19 protein-coding genes are annotated in these 20,075 nt (G+C 69.7%); 8 read left to right on the forward strand and 11 right to left on the reverse strand.

Features of this window, described 5'->3' with window-relative positions; genetic code table 11:
- Positions 1 to 106: 106 nt before the first annotated feature.
- Complete coding sequence (locus QWI33_RS02510) at positions 107 to 1,039, forward strand: hypothetical protein (protein WP_289954539.1); 933 nt, start codon at positions 107 to 109, stop codon at positions 1,037 to 1,039.
- A gap of 58 nt (positions 1,040 to 1,097) precedes the next feature.
- On the opposite strand, the gene QWI33_RS02515 is transcribed toward QWI33_RS02510, so the two are convergent.
- The 3 genes from QWI33_RS02515 to QWI33_RS02525 all read right to left on the reverse strand — a co-directional run bounded on the left by QWI33_RS02515 (position 1,098) and on the right by QWI33_RS02525 (position 2,563).
- Entirely contained in the window at positions 1,098 to 1,532 is a 435-nt protein-coding gene (locus tag QWI33_RS02515) for a DUF5130 family protein (RefSeq protein WP_289954541.1), read from the reverse strand.
- Positions 1,519 to 1,779: an aa3-type cytochrome oxidase subunit CtaJ gene (gene ctaJ, locus QWI33_RS02520; RefSeq protein WP_289954543.1), complete on the reverse strand. Its 261-nt coding sequence runs from the start codon at positions 1,777 to 1,779 to the stop codon at positions 1,519 to 1,521. Before ctaJ ends, QWI33_RS02515 begins: the two co-directional genes overlap by 14 nt.
- Positions 1,780 to 2,041: 262 nt before the next feature.
- Positions 2,042 to 2,563 carry an HNH endonuclease gene (locus QWI33_RS02525; RefSeq protein ID WP_344469212.1) on the reverse strand — a complete coding sequence of 174 codons (522 nt, stop codon included), beginning with the start codon at positions 2,561 to 2,563 and terminating at the stop codon, positions 2,042 to 2,044.
- Positions 2,564 to 2,856: 293 nt separating this feature from the next.
- Here QWI33_RS02525 and QWI33_RS02530 point away from each other — a divergent pair, with 293 nt between their 5' ends.
- A complete protein-coding gene (locus QWI33_RS02530) occupies positions 2,857 to 3,888 on the forward strand; it encodes a mechanosensitive ion channel family protein (RefSeq protein ID WP_289954547.1) in 1,032 nt (343 codons plus the stop codon).
- A 79-nt stretch (positions 3,889 to 3,967) separates the two neighbouring features.
- Entirely contained in the window at positions 3,968 to 4,396 is a 429-nt protein-coding gene (locus QWI33_RS02535) for a globin (protein ID WP_289954549.1), read from the forward strand.
- A gap of 168 nt (positions 4,397 to 4,564) precedes the next feature.
- On the opposite strand, the gene QWI33_RS02540 is transcribed toward QWI33_RS02535, so the two are convergent.
- The 5 genes from QWI33_RS02540 to ettA form a co-directional block, all read right to left on the reverse strand.
- Positions 4,565 to 5,503, reverse strand: coding sequence for a hypothetical protein (locus QWI33_RS02540; RefSeq protein WP_289954550.1), 939 nt, complete (start codon positions 5,501 to 5,503; stop codon positions 4,565 to 4,567).
- A gap of 139 nt (positions 5,504 to 5,642) precedes the next feature.
- Complete coding sequence (locus tag QWI33_RS02545; protein WP_289954551.1) at positions 5,643 to 6,440, reverse strand: type III secretion system chaperone family protein; 798 nt, start codon at positions 6,438 to 6,440, stop codon at positions 5,643 to 5,645.
- 341 nt (positions 6,441 to 6,781) lie between these two features.
- Positions 6,782 to 7,348, reverse strand: a complete 567-nt coding sequence (locus QWI33_RS02550; RefSeq protein WP_289954552.1) for a DUF8185 domain-containing protein — start codon at positions 7,346 to 7,348, stop codon at positions 6,782 to 6,784.
- A 17-nt stretch (positions 7,349 to 7,365) separates the two neighbouring features.
- On the reverse strand, positions 7,366 to 7,767 hold the full coding sequence (locus QWI33_RS02555; protein WP_289954554.1) for an acyl-CoA thioesterase: 402 nt from the start codon (positions 7,765 to 7,767) through the stop codon (positions 7,366 to 7,368).
- 2 nt (positions 7,768 to 7,769) lie between these two features.
- The gene (gene ettA / locus QWI33_RS02560; protein ID WP_289954557.1) at positions 7,770 to 9,449 is read right to left on the reverse strand and encodes an energy-dependent translational throttle protein EttA; all 1,680 of its coding nucleotides are present in this window, start codon (positions 9,447 to 9,449) and stop codon (positions 7,770 to 7,772) included.
- A gap of 162 nt (positions 9,450 to 9,611) precedes the next feature.
- On the opposite strand from ettA, the gene QWI33_RS02565 reads away from it, so the two are divergent.
- The 3 genes from QWI33_RS02565 (at position 9,612) to QWI33_RS02575 (ending at position 15,611) form a co-directional block, all read left to right on the forward strand.
- Complete coding sequence (locus QWI33_RS02565; RefSeq protein WP_289954559.1) at positions 9,612 to 11,042, forward strand: alpha,alpha-trehalose-phosphate synthase (UDP-forming); 1,431 nt, start codon at positions 9,612 to 9,614, stop codon at positions 11,040 to 11,042.
- 65 nt (positions 11,043 to 11,107) lie between these two features.
- A complete protein-coding gene (otsB, locus tag QWI33_RS02570; protein WP_289954560.1) occupies positions 11,108 to 13,702 on the forward strand; it encodes a trehalose-phosphatase in 2,595 nt (864 codons plus the stop codon).
- 67 nt (positions 13,703 to 13,769) lie between these two features.
- Positions 13,770 to 15,611 (forward strand): protein kinase domain-containing protein, encoded by a 1,842-nt coding sequence (locus tag QWI33_RS02575; RefSeq protein ID WP_289954563.1) that lies wholly within the window; start codon positions 13,770 to 13,772, stop codon positions 15,609 to 15,611.
- Between the two features lie 235 nt (positions 15,612 to 15,846).
- On the opposite strand, the gene QWI33_RS02580 is transcribed toward QWI33_RS02575, so the two are convergent.
- Positions 15,847 to 16,197: a hypothetical protein gene (locus tag QWI33_RS02580; protein WP_289954564.1), complete on the reverse strand. Its 351-nt coding sequence runs from the start codon at positions 16,195 to 16,197 to the stop codon at positions 15,847 to 15,849.
- 393 nt (positions 16,198 to 16,590) lie between these two features.
- Here QWI33_RS02580 and QWI33_RS02585 point away from each other — a divergent pair, with 393 nt between their 5' ends.
- Entirely contained in the window at positions 16,591 to 17,103 is a 513-nt protein-coding gene (locus QWI33_RS02585) for a DUF3145 family protein (RefSeq protein ID WP_289954566.1), read from the forward strand.
- A gap of 125 nt (positions 17,104 to 17,228) precedes the next feature.
- Here the strand turns inward: QWI33_RS02585 and QWI33_RS02590 are convergent, their stop codons facing one another.
- Complete coding sequence (locus QWI33_RS02590; protein ID WP_289954568.1) at positions 17,229 to 17,876, reverse strand: mycothiol-dependent nitroreductase Rv2466c family protein; 648 nt, start codon at positions 17,874 to 17,876, stop codon at positions 17,229 to 17,231.
- A gap of 189 nt (positions 17,877 to 18,065) precedes the next feature.
- Between QWI33_RS02590 and QWI33_RS02595 the strand changes: the two genes are divergently transcribed.
- On the forward strand, positions 18,066 to 18,875 hold the full coding sequence (locus QWI33_RS02595; RefSeq protein WP_289954570.1) for a helix-turn-helix domain-containing protein: 810 nt from the start codon (positions 18,066 to 18,068) through the stop codon (positions 18,873 to 18,875).
- Positions 18,876 to 19,102: 227 nt separating this feature from the next.
- On the opposite strand, the gene truB is transcribed toward QWI33_RS02595, so the two are convergent.
- Positions 19,103 to 20,035 carry a tRNA pseudouridine(55) synthase TruB gene (gene truB, locus QWI33_RS02600; protein WP_289954572.1) on the reverse strand — a complete coding sequence of 311 codons (933 nt, stop codon included), beginning with the start codon at positions 20,033 to 20,035 and terminating at the stop codon, positions 19,103 to 19,105.
- Positions 20,036 to 20,075: the final 40 nt, after the last annotated feature.

Here is a 20,075-nt window from a genome sequence, read left to right on the forward strand (position 1 = left end):
ACAACGGCGGTCCCGGAGCCCCGAGCGCTTTTCGCACCGTTGATAAGCTCGCCTTGTCGCAAGCCCCCCTGTGCCTCCCGAACCTCGAATAGGAGAAAGAGCCGTCTTGTCCGCGCTTTTGCCGGTGGTCGTCCTGAGCGCCACCTTGGTCGCGTTGTTCGGGATCGTCCTGCCGCTCCTGCTGCTCGGCCCCGTGCTCGCCTCGCGCACCCGGCCGCAGCCCCAGCAGCTGATGTTCGCCGTCGTGCTCCTCATCCCCACCGTGCTCATCGGCTCGGGCTTCATGGCCTGGTGGGCCGTCGACTGGCTGCGCCGCTACGACGTGCCCGCGCCGGAGCTCGTGGGCATCTCGCTGGTCGCGGCGGCCGTGATCGGCCTGATGGCGCCGCTGCGCCTGCCCGGCGGGAACGGGCCGTTCTGGCTCAAGCCGCTGCTCGGCCTCGCCTCGGGCGTGCTCGTGCCGATGTCGATCATCTGGACGGCCGACGCGGGCCTGCACGAGGTCGCCGCCGTCGGCATCGGCGTGCTCGTGCTCGCCGTGCTCGTGGTGCTGTTCCGGCTCGTCGCGAAGCCGCTCGCCGACCGCCGCCAGACCAAGCAGGCCCAGAACTCGGTGCGGCGCTTCCAAGGCCAGCTCGTGGACGTCACCGACGCGGCGTGGAGCCTCTCCAGCGCGCGCGGCGACGCCAACCGGATCGTGCTCACCTACAGCGGCGAGTCCGGCGGCAAGACCGTCGGCGCGGTCCTGATGCTCAAGCGCGACATGGAATGGGTGCCCACGGCCAAGGAGAACGAGTCGGCCGTGTTCGAGCTCGCGAAGGGCCTCAACGGCCAGCCGACCGAGGCGGTCCTGGCGCAGAAGCAGATCGGCTCCCCCGCGACGCTGACCATGCGCATCCCGGGGACGACGATCCTGTCGATCCGCGAGACCGTCGCCGACTCGCTCTCATGGGTCGAGTTCATCGGCAAGCTCGAACTCACCGAAGCGGACGACCTGCTCAAGCGCCAGTTCCCTGAGAACGCCGGAAAGTCGAAGTAGCCCAAGGCAGAGCGACGGCCCGGAAGCCTCGGCTTCCGGGCCGTCGCCATGTTCGGGTCTAGCGGCTCGCGGCCGTCTCCGCGAGCATGCGCAGGCCGGTGATGATGCCGCCGGCCAGCTGCCCGGCGCCGAACGCGGCCTCCATCGAGAAGACCACGAGCGCCGCGGAGCGGTCCGGGACCTTCTCCTGGGCGAGCTTGCCCGTCACGATCTCCACCTGCCGCTGCTCGGGCGAGACGGCGATGAGGATCGAGCGGTCGGGGTCGGAGAGCTTGTCGTGCAGGTCCTCCGCCGCGCCGCGGACCGGGTCGTGCAGCGGTCCGACGTAGACGCTGTAGTGCAGGCCGCCGCCGTCGCGCTCGGCGACGGAGAGGGCCTCGTCGATGTGCAGCAGTTCGCGGGTGTCGAACGGGCCTTCGAGGACGGCCGGCTGGACGTCCTCGGGGCTCTTGTCGACGCCCTCGACGATCGCCACCTGGTTACCACTTGCCATGCGAGCCTCCCTTGGGTCCACTGGCGACAGCCTCGGCGCCGTGGGCGCCGGACTCGAGTTCGGCCAAGCCGGACTCGCCTGCCACCGCGCCATTGCGGGCGACGAACCACACCGGTTTGAAGTTGTAGGGCTCGCCCGCGCGGTAGCGGGACTGCGGCCTCGGGTGCCGCAGGAAGATCACGGCGAAGACCGCGACCACAACCAGGATCGGGGCGCCGAACAGTATCAGCAAGTCCTGGATCGTCATGTTGCTCCCCTAAATACAGGTACAGGGCGACTCGGCAAAGTCACGGCCGGCAGGCCGCCGCCCCGCTCTCTAACGGCTGGCAAGCGGGCACCATGCCTGCCACCCAGACTAATCCAATTACGCCCCTCACATCGCCGCAGGTGGTAACTCGGTGCAGCCGGTCGCACAAGGGCCGAAAGCATCGGTGCGCCAAGGCAAGCACGCGAACAGGGCCCGCCGGCGGTCATGCGACTGCCGGCGGGCCCTGTTCGTCCGATGGCGGCTACGAGAGCCGGGCGCGCTCCTTCCCGTGGCGGGGAAGCCAGGCCTCCCACGCCGGGTCGGGACGGCGCTGGCCGCGGAAGCCGCGCAGCTGCCAGCCCGAAGGCGGCCGGGGCACCCGAGGGAGGCGCCAGCCGAGTTCGGCCAAGGTCTTGTCGCTCTTGCGGTGGTTGCAGGGGGCGCACGCCGCCACGACGTTGTCCCACGTGTGCGTCCCGCCGCGCGAGCGGGGCACCACGTGGTCGATGGTCTCGGCCGACGCGTTGCAGTACACGCAGCGCCAGTCGTCGCGGGCGAAGACACCGCGCCGAGAGGGGCTCGACCCGACCTGCCTGGGGATGGGCACATAGCGGTTGAGGCGGACCACCGAGGGCACGGGGATGTGCATGGTTTCGGAGCGCAGAAAACCGTCACCAGGAGTGACGGTTTCGGCCTTGCGCGTCAGCAGCAGCACCGCCGCCCGCTTCACTGGTATCACGCACAGAGGCTCGTAGCTCTGATTCAGGACGAGGGCTGAGCCCAGCGTGGCCGTATTGAGCGTGAAAAGATTCGGGAGCATCCCTGGGGCAGGGTCATCGCTGTCGAGCGTGCTCCTATGTCGAGGACCTATCACGGTGACGTACCTCCAAGCCATCGGTCCCGTCAAGTTTGACCTATATCTCAGAAAATTGCACCCTGGTTCCGTGGGATCTTGAATGACGCGCGAATATCGTCTGTGCGGACCCCGGGCGACACCGGATCGAACGGACGTCGCCAAGGGTGCGCGCGCGCCGTGAACACTGCGGCCGCACCTCGATGACCTTGAGAAGGACGAACGTGGAACTGCTTGCCGCCACCGAGGGGAACCCGTGCGACCCGGGTTTCAACTCGTGCTCGCTGCTGTACAAGATCACCAACAGCGAAGAGTTCGCCGTCGACGGCGGCGTGGTCCTCGACAAGATCGGCCAGGTCCTGCTCATCGTCCTGGCGGCCGTCTTCCTCCGCTGGCTCGCCAACCGCGCCATCGAGCGCATCATCAAGCAGGTCACCTCGATCAAGGGCCCGCAGTCGATCGCCGACCTCGCCGACAAGCTCGGCTCCGGCAACGCCCGCCGCGACGAGCTCCTCGGCGACCGCAGCGACAAGCGCGCCGAGACCCTCACCGGCGTGCTCCAGCACGTCTCCGGGATCGTGATCTTCGCCGTCGGGTTCATGCTGGTGCTCAGCGCCTTCAACGTCAACCTCGCGCCGATCCTCGCCAGCGCGGGCATCGCCGGCATCGCCATCGGCTTCGGCGCGCAGAACCTGGTGCAGGACTACCTGGCCGGGATCTTCATCCTCATCGAGGACCAGTACGGCGTGGGCGACAACGTCGACGTCGGCGACGCCCAGGGCACGGTGGTCGACATGGGCCTGCGCGTCACCACGCTCCGGTCGCTCGACGGGACGCTGTGGTACGTGCGCAACGGGCAGATCCTGCGGGTCGGCAACTCCAGCCAGAGCTGGGCGTACGTGGTGGTGGACACGCCGCTGCCGCCGACGACGGACATCGACCGGGCCGGGGAGATCATCACGCAGGTCGCCGAGGAGTTCGTGGCGGACGAGGACTGGAGCACCCACATCCTCAAGGAGCCGGAGTACCTCGGCCCGGTCGAGATGACGATCGACGAGATCAAGGTGCGCCTGGGCGTGCGGACCACCTCTGACCAGCAGTGGGCGGCCGGGCGTGAGCTGCGTCTGCGGGTCACGGAGGCGCTGCGGGCGGCGGGGATCATCGATCTGGCCTCGGCCGGGCGGATCTACGTGCCGCGCACGATCGCGAACGGCGGGGCCGCCGGTGCGGCCGGGGCGTCCGGAACGACCGCTTAGACAGTGATATAGGGCCCATTCGGTGTGACGCGTGCCGGATCGGCTTCCCAGTCGGTCCTGCCCTTGGCACGATTGGGAGATGCCTAGTGACAGCCCGCGGGCCGTGGTGGCCTTGACGCCGACCGGACAGCCTGCCCCCACGCAGTCCTTCTATGAGGCCGTGGGCGGCGAGGAGACGTTCGAGCGCCTGACCGCCGCGTTCTACGCCCAGGTGGCCGACGACCCGATCATGCGGCCCATGTACCCCGAAGAGGACCTGGGTCCGGCCGCGCGGCGGCTGAAGATGTTCCTCGAGCAGTACTGGGGCGGCCCGCACACCTACTCGGAGGAGCGGGGCCACCCGCGCCTGCGGATGCGCCACGCCCCTTACACGATCGGCGAGCGCGAGCGCGACGCCTGGCTGCGCTGCATGCGCCACGCGATGGACGAGGTCGCGCTCCCTGCCGAGTACGACAAGGTCATGTGGGAGTACATGGAGCGCGCGGCGGACTTCATGCGGAACGCATGAAGCATGTGAGCAGCATGCGGAACGCATGAAGCGTGTGAACATCACACGGAACGCATGAAGCTGAAACACTCAACGAGGAACGCCTGAGGCGCCTTCCACACCAAGGCAACTGAACAAGCGAACGGAGCGGCGGGATCACCCGCCGCTCCGTTCTCGTTCGTCCTCAGGTCAGGCGAGGCACTGGCGCTCGACTTCGCGGTACAGCTCGTCGTGGGCCTGGGCCCATTCCATGTACTCGGCGCTGGCGAGGTCCTCGAGGTCGTCGATGGTGCCCGGGTACTCGTCGGCGATCAGGATGTCGAGCGCGTCGGAGCAGGCCTGGCGGGCCTCGGAGTCGCCTTGGAGGTTGTCGCGCTCCAGTTGCAGCGCAACGATCTCGTCCTCGAGTTCGGCCTTCTCGGCGTCGAGGGCGTCGCGCTGCTCCTCGACTGACTCCAGTTCTTCGGCCTGCTCGGTGAAGTCGTTCGCCTTCTGCGAGTACAGGATGCCGAAGGTCGCGGTCGCGGCGAGGAGCACGAACGCGATGACGCCGAAGGCCACGGCGGCCTTGTTGCGGGGTTTGCGCGGTGCCGGCGGCAGCGGCATCGGGCCCGTCTGCATGCCGGGGGGCGGGCCTGCGGGCGAGCCCATCGGCGGCGGGCCGGCGGGAGCGCCCATCTGCGGCGGACCGGCCGGGGATCCCATGGGCGGCGGGGTCATCGCGTAGCCCTGGGCGGGCGGGGCCGCCGGAGACGGGAGGGTCGTCTGCGGCATGGCGCCGGTCGAGGAGGCGGGGGCCTGGGCCGGGGGGTATCCGGGTAGGTCCGCGGGGCGCGGGGCCGCGGACGGCTGCGCTTCGGTGAGGAAGTCGTCGTTCGAGGGGGCGAACGCGGATTGCGGTGCCGGAGAAGGCGAAGGGGCGGGGGCGGCTTGGGGGGCGGGTTGCGGGACCGCTCCGGGGACCACCTTCACGGTCGCGTCGGCTTCGGATTCGAAGACGGACGGGGAGGCCTGGACGGGGTTCCGGACCTCGGCATCCGGCTGCGGCCCTTGGGGTGCAGGGTCTGGAGTGACCGGAGGAGGCGCGGGTGACTCATGAGGCTGGGCGCCTTGGTGTTCGGGGGTCATGGAGGTCTCCTATCCAATTTGGAGATGGGGGTTCCTCATGATCGTACCGACTCAAAGCTCATCGCACCTGCTCAAAGCGCCGCCCCGGACTCCCATGGGAGTCCGGGGCGGCGTCGCACAACGGTCAGACCGGCAGGGTCTACAGCAGTTCGCCCTCGAGCCACTCGACGAATGTGCCCGAGATCGCGGTGCCGCAGTCGATGAGCTCTTCGAGCAGGGCGGTGGTGATGCCGGGGCGGACGGGGACCTGGATCTCGCCGAAGACCGGGAGCGAGCCCGATTCGGTCGGTTCGCCGAGGTAGGCCTTGAGGAACCGGCGGGTGCGGTTCCACTCGTTCATGGTCGCGTAGCCGCGCTCGGCCCACTCGCGGGGGACAGTCTGGTACGCGCGGGCGCGCAGGACCAGGATGTCGGCGTCGGGGCCTTCGGCGCGGACCTGGACGATGTGGCGCTCCCAGAGGGCCACGATGCCGCCGTTCTCGTCGACGAGGTAGCGGATGTCGAGGTTCTTCAGGGCCGCGATGATGCGGTCCGAGTCGAGCGGCGCGGCCTCGTCGGTCTCCTGGGCGACCGCGTCGGCGGCGATCTGCTCCAGGTCGGAGATGAACTCGGGGTCGATCTCCTCGAGGTCGCGCTTGATGAGGTGCCAGCGTTCGACCTCGGAGATCTGCTCGTGCTCGGGGCCGAGCAGGAGCTGTTCCGCGGTGAGTTCGTGGCGCAGCTCGCGGGAGGCGAACTCGAGGTCGACCTCGTACTCCTCGGTGTCGAGCTCGGGGTCCTCGTGCCGTTCGGCGCGCGGGTTCGGGACCGCGCTCGGCTGGCTGCCGCGCGCTTGGGCGCGCTCGGCGGCTCCTCCGAGCTCGGTGTCGGGTTCCGCGACCGCCTCGGCGATCGACTCTTGCTGTGCGTCGCGTTTTCTGCTGCGCCACCATGCCATGGTGTTGTCCGCCTTCCCACCCAAATGCGAATCACTGGCAGTGTTGGGTAATACGTTGGCATTCATGCTCGGCTGAACCATTGGATGTGATTGGTTGTGCTTCGCGGGGCATAGCCAAGTTACGTCGTGTTGCAGTGAGCAGACTAGGGCTCGCCACTGACATGGCACAACCGTCAACCAATCCTGACCAAAAGTATGAACCGTCGCGCGTTTGTTCGCAGGCACGAACTGGGTACTGTCACCGGTTTCATATGTATCAGAACAGGAAGGGCCGTCCCATCCTCCGGACGTCGGGTATCCGTCACCGATCGGCGTAACGGTCACTGTGTGTTCCGAATCGGTCACAGCATCGGCAGGCCGCGGTCCCTGTCCCAGACGGTGCCGTAGGTGGCGGCGAGTCCGATGCGGCGCCCGGCCTTGACGACCCGCACGGGTTCGTCGCCGAGGAAGCCCATGCGGCACAGCCCGGCGACGAGCCGGAGCTCGACCGGGTAGATCTGCCCGTCGTGCTCGACGCGGAGGGTGACGTGGTCGAGCATGGCGTCGCGCAGGCGCCGGTCGCCGATGCCCTGGCCGCGCCGCTCCCGCAGGGCCTGTGCGGCCTTGCGGTCGATGTCGGCGATGTCGGCGGCCGGAACGGCCTCGACGGCCGTCCACGGCTGCCTGGGGAGGCGCCCCCGCCATTCGGCGGCGGGCCGCACCGCGGCGTTCCCCGAGGCGAGGTCGCCGGCGCGGTAGACCCCGTCGGGCAGGGCGCTGCCGTCGCCCGCGTCGCGGACGGCGAGGACCCCGATGGGCAGGGCGGCCCAGAGGCGGCCGCCCTGCGCGAGCACGAGGGTGTCGGGATCGAGCCGGGCGGCGCGCGCGGCGAAGGCCGCGTCGTCCCCGGCGGTCGTCGTGTCGGTCATCGGATCAGCATCGATCGTCAGTCGGTCCACTGCTCGAGGAACGCCAGCTCCTCGGCGGTGAGGCGCCGGGGCCGCTGAGCGACGGTGTCGAAGGGCACCATCACGGACTTGGCGCGCAGCGCGAGCTTGTCGTTCGCCATGAGCTCGTAGGCGAACGAGAACGACGCGTTCCCGATCCGCTCGACCCAGAGCTCGACGCGGACCTCGGCGGGCACCACCACGGGCAGCAGGTAGTCGACCTCGTGGCGGGCCACGACGACGCCTTCGCGGAAGCCGGGGACGCCGGCCTCGTAGGCCGCGGTGAACATCATCGCGACCCGGGCCTCTTCGAGCAGCACCATGAACTGGTTGTTGTTCACGTGCCCGAAGGCGTCCATGTCCGACCAGCGCAGCGGGACGTCGGTCTTGAAGCGCGCCACGGCTAGTCCCGGGTGAGCTTGCGGTGCGTGACCCGGTGCGGGTTCGCCGCGTCGGGGCCGAGCCGCTCGATCTTGTTCTTCTCGTAGGAGTCGAAGTTGCCCTCGAACCAGAACCACTTCGGCAGGCCGTCCTCGCCCTCGCCCTCCCAGGCGAGGATGTGGGTGGCGACCTTGTCGAGGAAGGCCCGGTCGTGGCTGATGACCACGGCGCAGCCGGGGAACTCCAGCAGCGCGTTCTCGAGGCTGGAGAGGGTCTCGACGTCGAGGTCGTTGGTGGGCTCGTCGAGCAGGAGGACGTTGCCGCCCTGCTTGAGGGTGAGCGCCAGGTTCAGGCGGTTGCGCTCGCCGCCCGAGAGGACCTTGGTCGGCTTCTGCTGGTCCGGGCCCTTGAAGCCGAACGCGGCGATGTAAGCGCGCGAGGGCATCTCGACCTTGCCGACCATGAGGTAGTCGAGGCCGTCGGAGACGACCTGCCACACCGACTTGTCGCCCGCGAGGCCGGCCCGGTTCTGGTCCACATAGGAGAGCTGAACGGTGCCGCCGACGTTGACCTCGCCCGAGTCGGGCTTCTCGAGGCCGACGATGGTCTTGAACAGCGTGGTCTTGCCCACACCGTTGGGGCCGATGATCCCGATGATGCCGTTGCGCGGCAGGCTGAAGTCGAGGCCGTTGATGAGGACCTCGCCGTCGAAGCCCTTGACCAGCTTCTTGGCCTCGATCACCGTGGAGCCCAGGCGCGGGCCCGGCGGGATCTGGATCTCCTCGAAGTCGAGCTTGCGGGTCTTGTCGGCTTCGGCGGCCATCTCCTCGTAGCGGCCGAGGCGGGCCTTGGACTTGGTCTGGCGGCCCTTGGCGTTGGAGCGGACCCACTCCAGCTCGTCCTTGAGGCGCTTCTGGAGCTTGGAGTCCTTGCGGCCCTCCACCTTCATGCGCTCGGCCTTCTTCTCCAGGTAGGTGGAGTAGTTGCCCTCGTACGGGTAGGTGCGGCCGCGGTCGAGCTCGAGGATCCACTCCGCGACGTTGTCGAGGAAGTACCGGTCGTGCGTGATGGCGATCACGGCACCGGCGTAGGAGGCCAGGTGGCGCTCCAGCCAGAGCACGGACTCGGCGTCCAGGTGGTTGGTGGGCTCGTCGAGGAGCAGCAGGTCGGGCGCCTCGAGCAGCAGCTTGCAGAGGGCCACGCGGCGGCGCTCGCCACCGGAGAGGTTGGTGACGGGCCAGTCGCCGGGCGGGCAGCGCAGCGCGTCCATGGCCTGCTCGATCCGGGAGTCGAGCTCCCAGGCGTTGGCGGCGTCGAGCTCCTCCTGGAGGCGGCCCATCTCGGTCATGAGCTCGTCGGTGTAGTCGGTGGCCATCTCCATGGCGACCTCGTTGAACCGGTCGAGCTTGCCCTGGATGTCGGCCACGGCCTCCATCACGTTCTCCATGACGGTCTTCGACTCGTTCAGCGGCGGCTCCTGGGCGAGCATCCCCACCGTGGCGCCGTTGGCGAGCTTCGCCTCGCCGTTGGAGACCTGGTCCTGCCCCGCCATGATGCGCAGGAGGCTGGACTTGCCGGCGCCGTTGGGGCCGACCACGCCGATCTTCGCACCCGGGTTGAAGTACAGGGTGACGTCGTCGAGGACGACCTTGTCACCGTGCGCCTTACGCGCCTTTTCCAAGGTGTAGATGAACTGCGCCACGCTGATCCTTCGCTTTGGGACGAGCCGTACTGAACTGACCGGTGTCAATGATGTCAAGCCCCGGCGCGCCCCCGCAAACGGGCCCTTCGCGGTGACCGTCTGCGTCACCGCGACCACCGGGTCGCGCGTCCCGGTAGGCTGGCGAAAAGGAGGAAATACGAATTGAGCAACGCATCCTTCATTGTCGTCGCCAACCGCCTCCCCGTCGACTCAGTGGTCGACGACGAGGGAAACCGAACTTGGCGCCGATCCCCTGGCGGCCTCGTCACCGCCCTCGAACCAGTACTCCAGGCCAACCGGGGCACGTGGATCGGCTGGGCCGGCACCGCCGGCGAAGCCCCTGACGCCTTCGAGTCGGACGGCGTGACCCTCATGCCCGTCCCGCTGAGCGAGCAGGAGGTCCTGCGCTACTACGAGGGGTTCTCGAACGCCTCGCTGTGGCCGCTCTACCACGACGCGGTCGAACCGCGCGTCTTCCGCCGCTCCTGGTGGAAGTCCTACTACGAGGTCAACGAGCGGTTCGCGGACATCTGCGCCCGCGAGGCCGCCCCCGGGGCGGTCGTGTGGGTCCAGGACTACCAGCTCCAGCTCGTCCCCGGGATGCTGCGCGAACGGCGCCCGGACCTGCGGATCGGGTTCTTCCTGCACATCCCGTTCCCGCCCGTGGAGCTGTTCATGCAGCTGCCGCACCGCATGGAGATCCTCAAGGGGCTCCTGGGCGCCGACCTGGTCGGCTTCCAGCGCCCGCTCGCCGCGCAGAACTTCCTGGCGCTCACGAGGCACCTCCTCGGCTACCGGCCGCGGGGGCACTACGTCACCGTCGACGACCGCCTGGTGCGCGCCGACGCCTTCCCCATCTCGATCGACACCGCCCACAACGAAGAGGTCGCGGGCACCGAGCGGGTACGCCAGCGCGCCAAGGAGATCCGCGCCGAGCTCGGCGAGCCGGAGACGATCATCCTCGGCGTGGACCGGCTCGACTACACCAAGGGCATCGAGCAGCGGCTCAAGGCCTTCCGGGAGCTCCTGGAGGACGGCCGGCTGCAGGTGCCGAACGCGGTGATGGTGCAGGTCGCGACCCCCAGTCGCGAACGCGTGGACCAGTACATGAAGCTGCGGGAGCGGGTGGAGCGCCAGGTCGGGCGGATCAACGGCGAGTACGGGCAGGTCGGGCTCCCGGCGGTGCACTACCTGCACCAGAGCTTCGACCGGTACGAGCTCGCGGCGCTGTACCAGGCGGCCGACGTCATGGCCGTCACCCCTTTGCGTGACGGGATGAACCTCGTCGCGAAGGAGTACGTGGCGAGCCGCATCGACAACCGCGGGGCCCTCGTGCTCAGCGAGTTCGCCGGTGCCGCAGGCGATTTGCGGCAGGCGTTCCTGGTGAATCCGCATGATTTGACCGATTTGAAAGACGGATTTGTGACAGCGGCGAACGCTCCGCTCGACGATAAGATGAAGAGGATGCGCGCCATGAGGCGGTATCTGCGCAAGCACGACGTGAGTCGCTGGGCGCGCAGTTTCCTCACAGCGCTAGGAGTTCCGGAGCGCAGCGCGGCGTACAATCCGGGCAGCCCGCCTGCCGAAGTCTGATACCCGGCGGTCGGGCGGCAGGCACAGACATTTCCGCAACGACGGTGTTGGAGAGATACGCCACGATGACCGCACCACGCCCTGAGGGCCCCGCGCCGGAGGACTTCAGCTCCTCCGAGGAGCTGCGCTCGGCTCTCACATTGCTCGCCCGCGTTCCGCAGCTGCTGATCGCGTGCGACTACGACGGCACGCTCGCGCCGATCGTGACCGACCCTTCGCAGGCGATGCCGCTGCCCGAGTCGGTCTCGGCTCTGCGGACGCTGGCGAACCTGCCGCAGACGAAGGTCGCGGTCATCTCCGGCCGGGCGCTGCGGGATCTGGCGGCGCTCTCCCGGCTCCCTTCCGAGATCCACCTGGTGGGCTCGCACGGATCGGAGTTCGACGTCGGCTTCACCCGGGCGCTCTCGAGCGAGGACCAGCGGTTGCGCGACAAGCTCGTAGCCGAGCTGTCCGCGATCGCCGAACGCTACGAGGGCGCCCGGGTGGAGCCCAAGCCCGCCGGCTGCGCGCTGCACGTCCGCGAGGCGTCCGAGGCCGACGCGATGCGCGCGGTCGAGGACGTCCACGAGGGCCCGTCCACTTGGGACGGTGTGCAGACGACCGAGGGCAAGGCCGTCGTCGACCTGTCCGTGGTCACCACCCACAAGGGCGACGCGCTCGACAAGCTCCGCCACCAGCTGGGGGCCTCCGCGGTCCTCTTCCTGGGCGACGACGTGACCGACGAGAATGCGTTTGCGCACCTGCACGGCCCGGACGTCGGCGTCCGCGTCGGCCCCGGCCCCACCCGCGCGTCGTTCCGCATCGGCGACCCCGAGGACGTCGCGAAGCTCCTCGCCCGCCTCGTCGACACCCGCCGCGCCTGGCTCCAAGGCGAGCAGGCGCAGCTCATCGAGCGGCACACGATGCTCGCCGACGGCGCCAACCACGCGCTCCTGACCCCCGACGGGCGCGTCACCTGGATGTGCCACCCGCGCCCCGACTCCGGCTCGGTCTTCGCCGACCTCCTCGGCGGCGAGCACGCCGGGCACTTCAGCGTCCAGCCCGTCAACGCCGGCATCCCGCTCGGGCAGCGGTACGTGTCCGGCACGATGACCGTCGAGACCCGCTGGCCGGGCCTGTCGGTCACCGACTGGCTCGACTCCACGCCGCGGCGCCGCGGCGACCTCAACGCCACCGTCCTCGTCCGCGAGATCAACGGCGAGGTCCCGGTCAAGATCACCTTCGCCCCGCGCCCCGAGTTCGGGCAGCTGCCCGTGCAGCTCCAGCCCGTCGGCGACGACGGCCTGCGGGTCCTCGGCGGCCGCGAGCCCATCAGCCTGCGCTCGCCGGGCGTGGAATGGCAGATCGAGTACGACGGCCAGCACTCGCTCGCCGTCGCCGTCGTCGACCTCGCCGCCATCGGCGGCTCCGTGGTCCTGGAGATGCGCTCCGGCTCGGCGAGCCTCGACGAGTGGAAGCCCGCCGTCAACGTCCGCCGCCGCACCACCGAGGCCGGCTGGCGCAACTGGTCGGACTCGCTGAAGCTCCCGCGCGTGGAGACCGAGATGGTCTCCCGCTCCGCGCTGGCGCTCAAGGCGCTCTGCTACCAGCCCACCGGCGCGATCCTCGCCGCGGGCACCACCTCGCTCCCCGAGGAGCTCGGCGGCGTCCGCAACTGGGACTACCGGTTCTGCTGGATCCGCGACGCCGCGATGACCGCGAACGCGCTCGTCGACCTCGGCTCGCTCCAAGAGGCCGAGGCGTACTTCGCGTGGGTCGCCGGCATCCTCGAGCGCACCGCGGGCCACCCCGAGCGGCTCGCCCCGCTCTACGACATCGAGGGCATGGCCCCGAGCCCCGAGGCGATCATCGACACGCTCCCCGGGTACGCCGGGGCGCGGCCGGTGCGCATCAACAACGCCGCGTCGAACCAGGTCCAGCTGGACGTGTTCGGCCCCGTGGCCATGCTCGTCGAGGCCGTCGCGCAGCGCCGCGGGCACCTCTCGGAGTTCGAGCAGCAGGTCCTCGGCAGCATGGTCGAGGCCGTCGCCAAGCGCTGGCACGAACCCGACCACGGCATCTGGGAGGCCCGCCAGGCCCCCCGCCACCACGTGTACTCGAAGGTCATGTGCTGGGTCACCGTCGACCGCGCGCTCAAGGTCGCCGACCACTTCGGCATGGAGTACGGCCCCAACTGGCACGAGCTGCGCGACCAGATCGCCAAGAACGTGCTCGAACTGGGCTGGAACGACGAGGCCGGTGCCTACACGGCCGCGTACGGCCACGACGACCTCGACGCCGCGTCGCTGTGGATCGGCCTCTCCGGGCTGCTCCCGCCGGACGACCCGCGCTACCTCAGGACCGTGCTCAAGATCGAGGCCGGGCTGCGCTCGGGCCCGACGGTCTACCGCTACCACCGCGACGACGGCCTGCCGGGCACCGAGGGCGGGTTCATCATCTGCGCCGCCTGGCTCGCCGAGGCGTACCTGCAGGTGGGCCGCCGGACCGACGCCGAGGAGCTGTTCGAGCAGATCCTCGCGTGCGCGGGCCCGACCGGCCTCCTGCCCGAGCAGTGGGACCCGATCGCCGAGCGCGGCCTGGGCAACCACCCGCAGGCGTACTCGCACCTGGGCCTCATCCGGGTCGCGAACCTGCTGAACGGCCCCAGCGGACGCATCTGAGGCAGCCTCAAGGCGAGGGCTACTCTGTTCAGGACGACACACCGCATCCTGACAGGAAGCCCTCGCCTTGAGCTCCCCCACTCCTGCCATCCCCGGCTACCGCGACTTCGCGATGGTCGCGCACGGGTCGACCGCGTTCGTCTACACCGCCGTCCAGGAGCGGCTCGACCGCACGGTCGCCGTCAAGGTCCTCCTCGTCGACGACGACATGACCACCGCGGACTCGGTCGAGAAGGAGCTCGAGGCCACCGTCGCGGTCTCGAACCACCCCCACATCGTCTCGATCATCGACACCGGCCACACCGACGCCGGGCAGCCGTACATCGTCATGGAGTACTGCGCGGAAGGCTCCTACTCCGCGATCCTGAAGGCCGGCGGGCCGCTGCCCGTGAACGACGTGATCGACATGGGCGTCAAGATCGGCCAGGCCCTCCAGGCCGCGCACAACGCGGACATCCTCCACCGGGACGTCAAGCCGCAGAACATCCTCCGCGGCCAGTACGGGCCCGCGCTGGCGGACTTCGGCATCGCGCGCACCCCCGCCTCGCTGGCCGCGACCGCCGCGATCGACAAGCTCACCCCGCTCCACGCCTCCCCTGAGGCGCTGCTGCGCCAAGCGCAGACCTCGGCGAGCGACCTGTTCAGCCTCGCGTCGAGCATGTGGCACCTCCTCGCCGGGTACGCGCCGTTCGCCAACCCCGAAGGCGGCACCGACCCCGACACGCACCGCGAGCGCGTCACCTCAGACGCGCCGCCGCCGAAGCTCCCCCGCGACGACGTGCCCGAGTGGCTGGAGAGCCTGCTCGTGCGCGCCCTCTCGCGCGACCCGGCCCGCCGGCCCGCCTCGGGCCAGGCGTTCGCCGAGGAGCTCCAGCGCGGCATGTACGGCGGCGGCGTCGGCAAGGCCGCCGCGCCCGCCGTGATCGGGGACGTGAGCAACGAGGAGACGGTCTACCGGCCCGAGGTCGCCTCGCGCGGCACCCGGGTCCCGCTGGACCCGTTCGCACCCGTGCACCCGATGGCGCAGCCCGACCGGGGCGGCACGCTCGGCGGCGGTCTCACGGGAGGGCGCACCGGCGGCTACGCCGGGGAGCTGGGCCACGCGATCGACCCGCGGTACGCGCAGCTCGACGGCCTCGCCCAGGGCGGGACGCAGGGCGGACCGGTCTCGGCCGCGCCGTTCTCGGGCGTGCCGATGAGCGGGCAGCCGTTCTCGGGGGCGCCCATGAGCGCCCAGCCGTTCTCCGGCGCGCCGCAGCAGGCCGCCGCGGCCGGCATCGCCCCGTACTCCGCGCCTCCGCAGGCGCCGGTGAGCATGCAGCCGCCGCCGATGCCGTGGAGCCCGCAGGCCGGGCAGCAGTCGCCGCAGATGCAGCAGGCGTCACCGCAGGAGCAGGTTTTCGCGCCGCCGGTGATCGGCCGCGACGGCTCGAAGCCGCGCAAGACCCAGGCGTACAAGGCCCCCAAGCCGGTGCAGGCGAAGCAGAAGGACGAGCGGAGCCTCAAGTCGTACGTGTACCTCGGGCTCGCGATCACGGTGCTGCTCGGCGGCATCATGACCGTGTGGCTGTGGCTCCTCTCGCCGAACCGGGACGCCGACGACCTGGACCAGGCGAACACCTCGGGCGATGCCGCGCAAGCGGTCACGATCGAGACGTGGAACGACGGCGCGGTGGACCTGACCTGGACGGCGGCCGAGGACGCCGAGGGCCTGCGGTACATCGTCTTCGCCCAGCGGGTGGGCGACGAGAAGGCCGAGCCGCTCAACCCGGAGGGCACCACGGCGACCGAGTTCTCCGCCGCGGGCCTGATCCCGGGCGAGGACTACTGCTTCACCGTGGGCGTGCTGCGGGCCGTCGACAAGGTCCCGATGTCGGAACCGGTCTGCACCACCGATCTGGCGGACTGAGCCGCTCGCCCCATTGGGGATCGTCCGATCGGCTGAGGCGCGCGTCCTCGACGGCCTATTCGCAGTGCCGCACTTTTAAACCTCGAACGGCAATGTGCATAGACACATTCGGCAAATGCGCGCCCGCGCGGACCCATTCGAACAGGCGATCGAGCAATGCGTTCGCCGGTCCCGGAAACGAAAAAGCGCTCCACGCCCTCGCGGGCATGGAGCGCGAATGTCGCGGGTGCGAGACCTAGGCGGCGACGGCCTCGGCGGCGAAAGCGTCCGCCTCTTCGAGGGTCTTGAGGGTGGTGTCCCAGCCCTGCTCCGCCGGGAGCTTGGCGGCGAGGCCCTCGATCTCGGCCTTGATCTTCGCGCCGTGGCCGGCGGCGGCGAGGGCCTTGACGGCCTCGGTGAACGCCTCGGAGCCGGTGGCCAGGTGCAGGGTCTTGCCGGTGGTCAGGTTGCGCAGGTACACGTGCTTCCCGTTGTTGAGCGGGATCAGGTACTTGAACTCGCCGAGGACGTTGAGTCCGCCAGCGGAGCCGCCCTTCTGGCCGGCCTTGACGGAAGCGCGTGCTGTCTTGGAAGTGTTGGCTGCCACGCCGGTCTCCTCACCATGTCGTTACGACGTATCTTCGGCCCGGCGCAGGGAGAGCAGCTCGAAAGGCGGGCTCTGAACCTGGGTTGGACCACAAAAGAAAACCGACAGTCCGCCGGTCATGCGCAAGTCTAGCTCAGCCTCGGGGTGCGGCAACTAGCACACGTACCGGGTGTGACGCATCGAATGATCGAAAAAGTGAGCCCCCGGGGCGCTTTAAGCCTAGCGCGATGCTTTCGAAGCTGTCAGTATGTAACTGAGCGGAATAGCGTGCCGGGTTCGAGTTCATCCCACTCTCATCCCGGCCGATACCCGTTGCACGACTTCAAGTCGTTATGAAATGACCACAAGGAGTGAGCCAGTACTCAGATACGCCGATTCCCAAGGAGGTGCGCGATGCAGACACGCGGCGTGATCTACATCCACTCCAGCCCGTCTGCGGTCTGCCCGCATGTCGAGTGGGCGATCGGACGTGTCCTGGAGCGCTCCGGCTCCGCGGCGAGCCAGGGCGTGAAGCTCGGGTGGACCCCGCAGAACGCCGAGCGCGCCACCATGCGCGCCGAGCGCCCCTGGACCGGCTACGCCGGCATGGGCGCCGAGTTCGCGAAGGCCCTCGCGCAGTGGCCGATGCTGCGCTTCGAGATCACCGAGGACCCGAGCGCGGGCGTCGACGGCGAGCGGATCATGCACGTCCCCGGCCGCGGCATCTACCGTGCGGCGATGAGCGCCGGCGGCGAGATCATGATCGCCGAGGACCGCATCCGCGCACTGCTGGCGACCACGACCAGTGCCGAGGCGCTGCGCAATGGGCTGGACCAGCTGCTGGGCCTGGAGTGGGACCGGGAACTGCGGCCGTACCGCCAGGCCGCGGGCGGCACCGAGCAGTCCTGGCTGTCCCAGGTCGGCTGAGCGAGACGAACGTTCGGGCCCCGCGCGATTCGCGCGGGGCCCGAACGCGTCTCGCGTCGCGACACGCGTGGAAAAACCAACGCCCGCAACGCTATAGGCGTTGCGGGCGTCGGCGTGCCCGCCGTCTAGAGGTCGGCGGTGAGGTTGTCGAAGTTCGGGCCGTCGGTGCGCGAGCGCTTGAGCTCGTAGAAGCCCGGCGTGGTGACCACGGCGTAGACGCCGTCCCACAGCTTCGCGGCGGCCTCGCCCTGCGGGGCGGGGGTGACCACGGGGCCGAAGAGGCCGACCTGCACGCCCTCGTCGTTCTCGACGGCCACCACCGGGGTGCCGACGTCGGTGCCCACCAGGCCGATGCCGCGGTGATGCGAGGCCTTGAGCGCCTCGTCCCACTCCTCGCTCTTGCCGGCGTCGGCCAGTTCGGCCGGGAGGCCGGCGGCCTCGAGCGCGGCGGGGATGTAGACCTCGGCGTCCTTCTCACCACCGAGGTGGATGCGGTTGCCGAGGGCGGTGTAGAGGCGCCCGAGGGTCTCATTGTCGTACTGCTGGGCCACGGCCGTGGCGACGCGCACGGCCGGGAGGGTCTTCGGCAGGAGCTCCTTGTAGTGCTCGGGGATCTCGTCGAGCTTCGGCTCGTTGAGCACGAAGAGGCTCATGACGTTCCAGCGGATGTTGATGGGGCGGAGCTTGGCGGCCTCGATGATCCAGCGGGAGGTCATCCACGCCCAGGGGCAGGCGGGGTCGAACCAGAAGTCGACAGTCTTGGTTTCAGCCATGCGGACTACACTACTTCAAATTTAAACAAGTTCGCTGGGCGGCTCGACCCTATGATCGAGACACAACGTGGAACCACGATAAAAGGGATAAACTTGCCGTCGATGCTGGTGAATACGCGACAAGACGACATAACGGGTAGCCTCTTCGCGCCCGCTTCGGAGCCGGCCGGGCACGACGGCCGCGGTCCCTTGATCGAGATCCTCACGCTCGCGCGGCTGCGCGCGAGCGGCGACGCTCCCGCTCTGGCGAGGCCGTTCCGGTCCGACAGGCACTGCCTGCTCACCCTCACTTCGGGTGCGATGCGGCATTCGGTGGACTTCACCGAGCACGCCCTCGCGCCGACCCAGTGGCTGTGGGCGCGGCCGGGCCAGGTGCAGCAGTGGAGCGGCCTCGACCGCGCCGAGGGCACCGTCATCCGCTTCGCGACCGAGTTCCTGGACCCCGACACGGCGATCGGCGTGTGCGTCGACGACCCGCACGCTCCGGCGGTGCGCGTCCCGTCGAACGAGGACCACGCGCTGCTGCGCGCGGCGACCACGCAGCTGCAGTGGGAGCATTCGGCGGACAAGCTGCCGCTGGACACGCGGCTGCAGGTCCTGCGGCACCTCCTCGCGGTGCTGGTGCTGCGCGTGGCGAGCCTGCCCGCGCCGCAAGCGGGTCCGGACCCGAGCGAGGTGTACCTGGCGTTCCGGGACGCGGTGGAGCGGGACTTCGCGAACTCGCGGCGGCTCAGCGACTACGCCGATGCGCTCGCCTACTCCCCCAGGACGCTGTCGCGCGCGACCCTCGCGGCGGCGGGGATTCCGGCGAAGGAGTTCATCGACCGCCGGGTCGTCCTGGAGGCCAAGCGCATGCTCGCCTGCTCCCTGATCCCGGCGGCCCGCATCGGCGAGCGGCTCGGCTTCAGCAGCGCCACCAACTTCAACAAGTTCTTCGCCCAGCGAACCGGCACGACCCCGATCGCCTTCCGCGACGCGGCCCGAGCCCCGGCACACTGAGCCCGGCGCCGGCTGCGAAAACGCTGAGTGTCGGACCCGTGTGGGAGAGTCGTCTCATTTCTTCGGTTGGTCGGAGGTGGATGCGGGTGGGAAGGGGCATGCCCTATGCCGAGGCGCCCGCGCGCCGGGCCGGCGCAACACTGACCGGCCCGACACAGAGTGGCCCAATACAGAGCGGCCCCACACGGAGCGGCCCGGTCAGCCACTCCGAGATCCGACGCCCGGCGTTACGACGCCGCGGCGAAGACCGTCTCCGGCTTCGCCTTGCCGTCCTTCTCGATCACGACCGCGAGCAGATCGCCGTCCCCGCCGAGGACTGCGTAGCGCCCATCGATGCCGACCGCGTCGAGCGACTTGCCGTACGAGAGCGCCTTCGCCTCGACCTCGGTCGCGGTTCGCGTCGGCATGAGCCGGGCCGCCGCCTCGCCCATCGCGAGCACGCCCAGCGGCTCGCCCGCCTCCGACCGCTCCCCCAGCGTCTCCAAGGTCGCCGCGACATCGATCCCGAAGCCGCCGATCCTGGTGCGCCGCAACGCGGTCAGATGCCCGCCGACGCCGAGCGCGTCGCCGAGGTCGCGCGCGATCGCGCGGATGTACGTGCCTGAGGAACACGAGACGTCGACGTCCACGTCCACGAACTCGCCGTCGCGCCGGATCGCCCCCACCTCGATGGCGGCGATCGTGACGCGCCGGGCCTTCAGCTCGACCGTCTCGCCGTCGCGCACGCGCTTGTAAGCGCGCTGGCCGTCGACCTTCACCGCGCTCACCGCGCTCGGCACCTGGTCGATCTCGCCGGTCATCGCCGCGAGTCCGTCGCGGATCGCTGCGTCCGCGAGCGCCGACGCGTCGGCGCTCGCGATCACGTCGCCTTCGGCGTCGTCGGTGACCGTGGCCTGGCCGAGGCGGATCGTCGCGGCATAGGACTTGTCCAGCCCGGAGACGTACGTCAGCAGCTTGGTGGCCTTGCCGACCGCGATGATGAGCACGCCGGTCGCCATCGGGTCGAGCGTGCCGCCGTGGCCGATCTTGCGGGTGCCGCAGATGCGGCGCATCCGGGATACCACGCCGTGCGAGGTGATGCCCTGCGGCTTGTCGACGACGATGAGGCCCGGTTGCACCGGGCGCGCGGTTTTAGCGGCTGAGGGCGGCACTGTGGTCACGGTCGTAGAGGCTAACCGCGCCCCCGACCGCGCCCGCCGC

Source organism: Glycomyces tritici (assembly GCF_030403505.1).

What these genes read in the sequence shown, in the direction of transcription:
- otsB (WP_289954560.1), top strand. Translation starts at nt 11,108, where the DNA reads ATGACCGCACCACGCCCTGAGGGCCCCGCGCCGGAGGACTTCAGCTCC.
- ctaJ (WP_289954543.1), bottom strand. Translation starts at nt 1,779, where the DNA reads ATGACGATCCAGGACTTGCTGATACTGTTCGGCGCCCCGATCCTGGTT.
- QWI33_RS02585 (WP_289954566.1), top strand. Translation starts at nt 16,591, where the DNA reads ATGCAGACACGCGGCGTGATCTACATCCACTCCAGCCCGTCTGCGGTC.
- QWI33_RS02535 (WP_289954549.1), top strand. Translation starts at nt 3,968, where the DNA reads ATGCCTAGTGACAGCCCGCGGGCCGTGGTGGCCTTGACGCCGACCGGA.
- QWI33_RS02540 (WP_289954550.1), bottom strand. Translation starts at nt 5,503, where the DNA reads ATGACCCCCGAACACCAAGGCGCCCAGCCTCATGAGTCACCCGCGCCT.
- QWI33_RS02550 (WP_289954552.1), bottom strand. Translation starts at nt 7,348, where the DNA reads ATGACCGACACGACGACCGCCGGGGACGACGCGGCCTTCGCCGCGCGC.
- QWI33_RS02545 (WP_289954551.1), bottom strand. Translation starts at nt 6,440, where the DNA reads ATGGCATGGTGGCGCAGCAGAAAACGCGACGCACAGCAAGAGTCGATC.
- QWI33_RS02590 (WP_289954568.1), bottom strand. Translation starts at nt 17,876, where the DNA reads ATGGCTGAAACCAAGACTGTCGACTTCTGGTTCGACCCCGCCTGCCCC.
- QWI33_RS02515 (WP_289954541.1), bottom strand. Translation starts at nt 1,532, where the DNA reads ATGGCAAGTGGTAACCAGGTGGCGATCGTCGAGGGCGTCGACAAGAGC.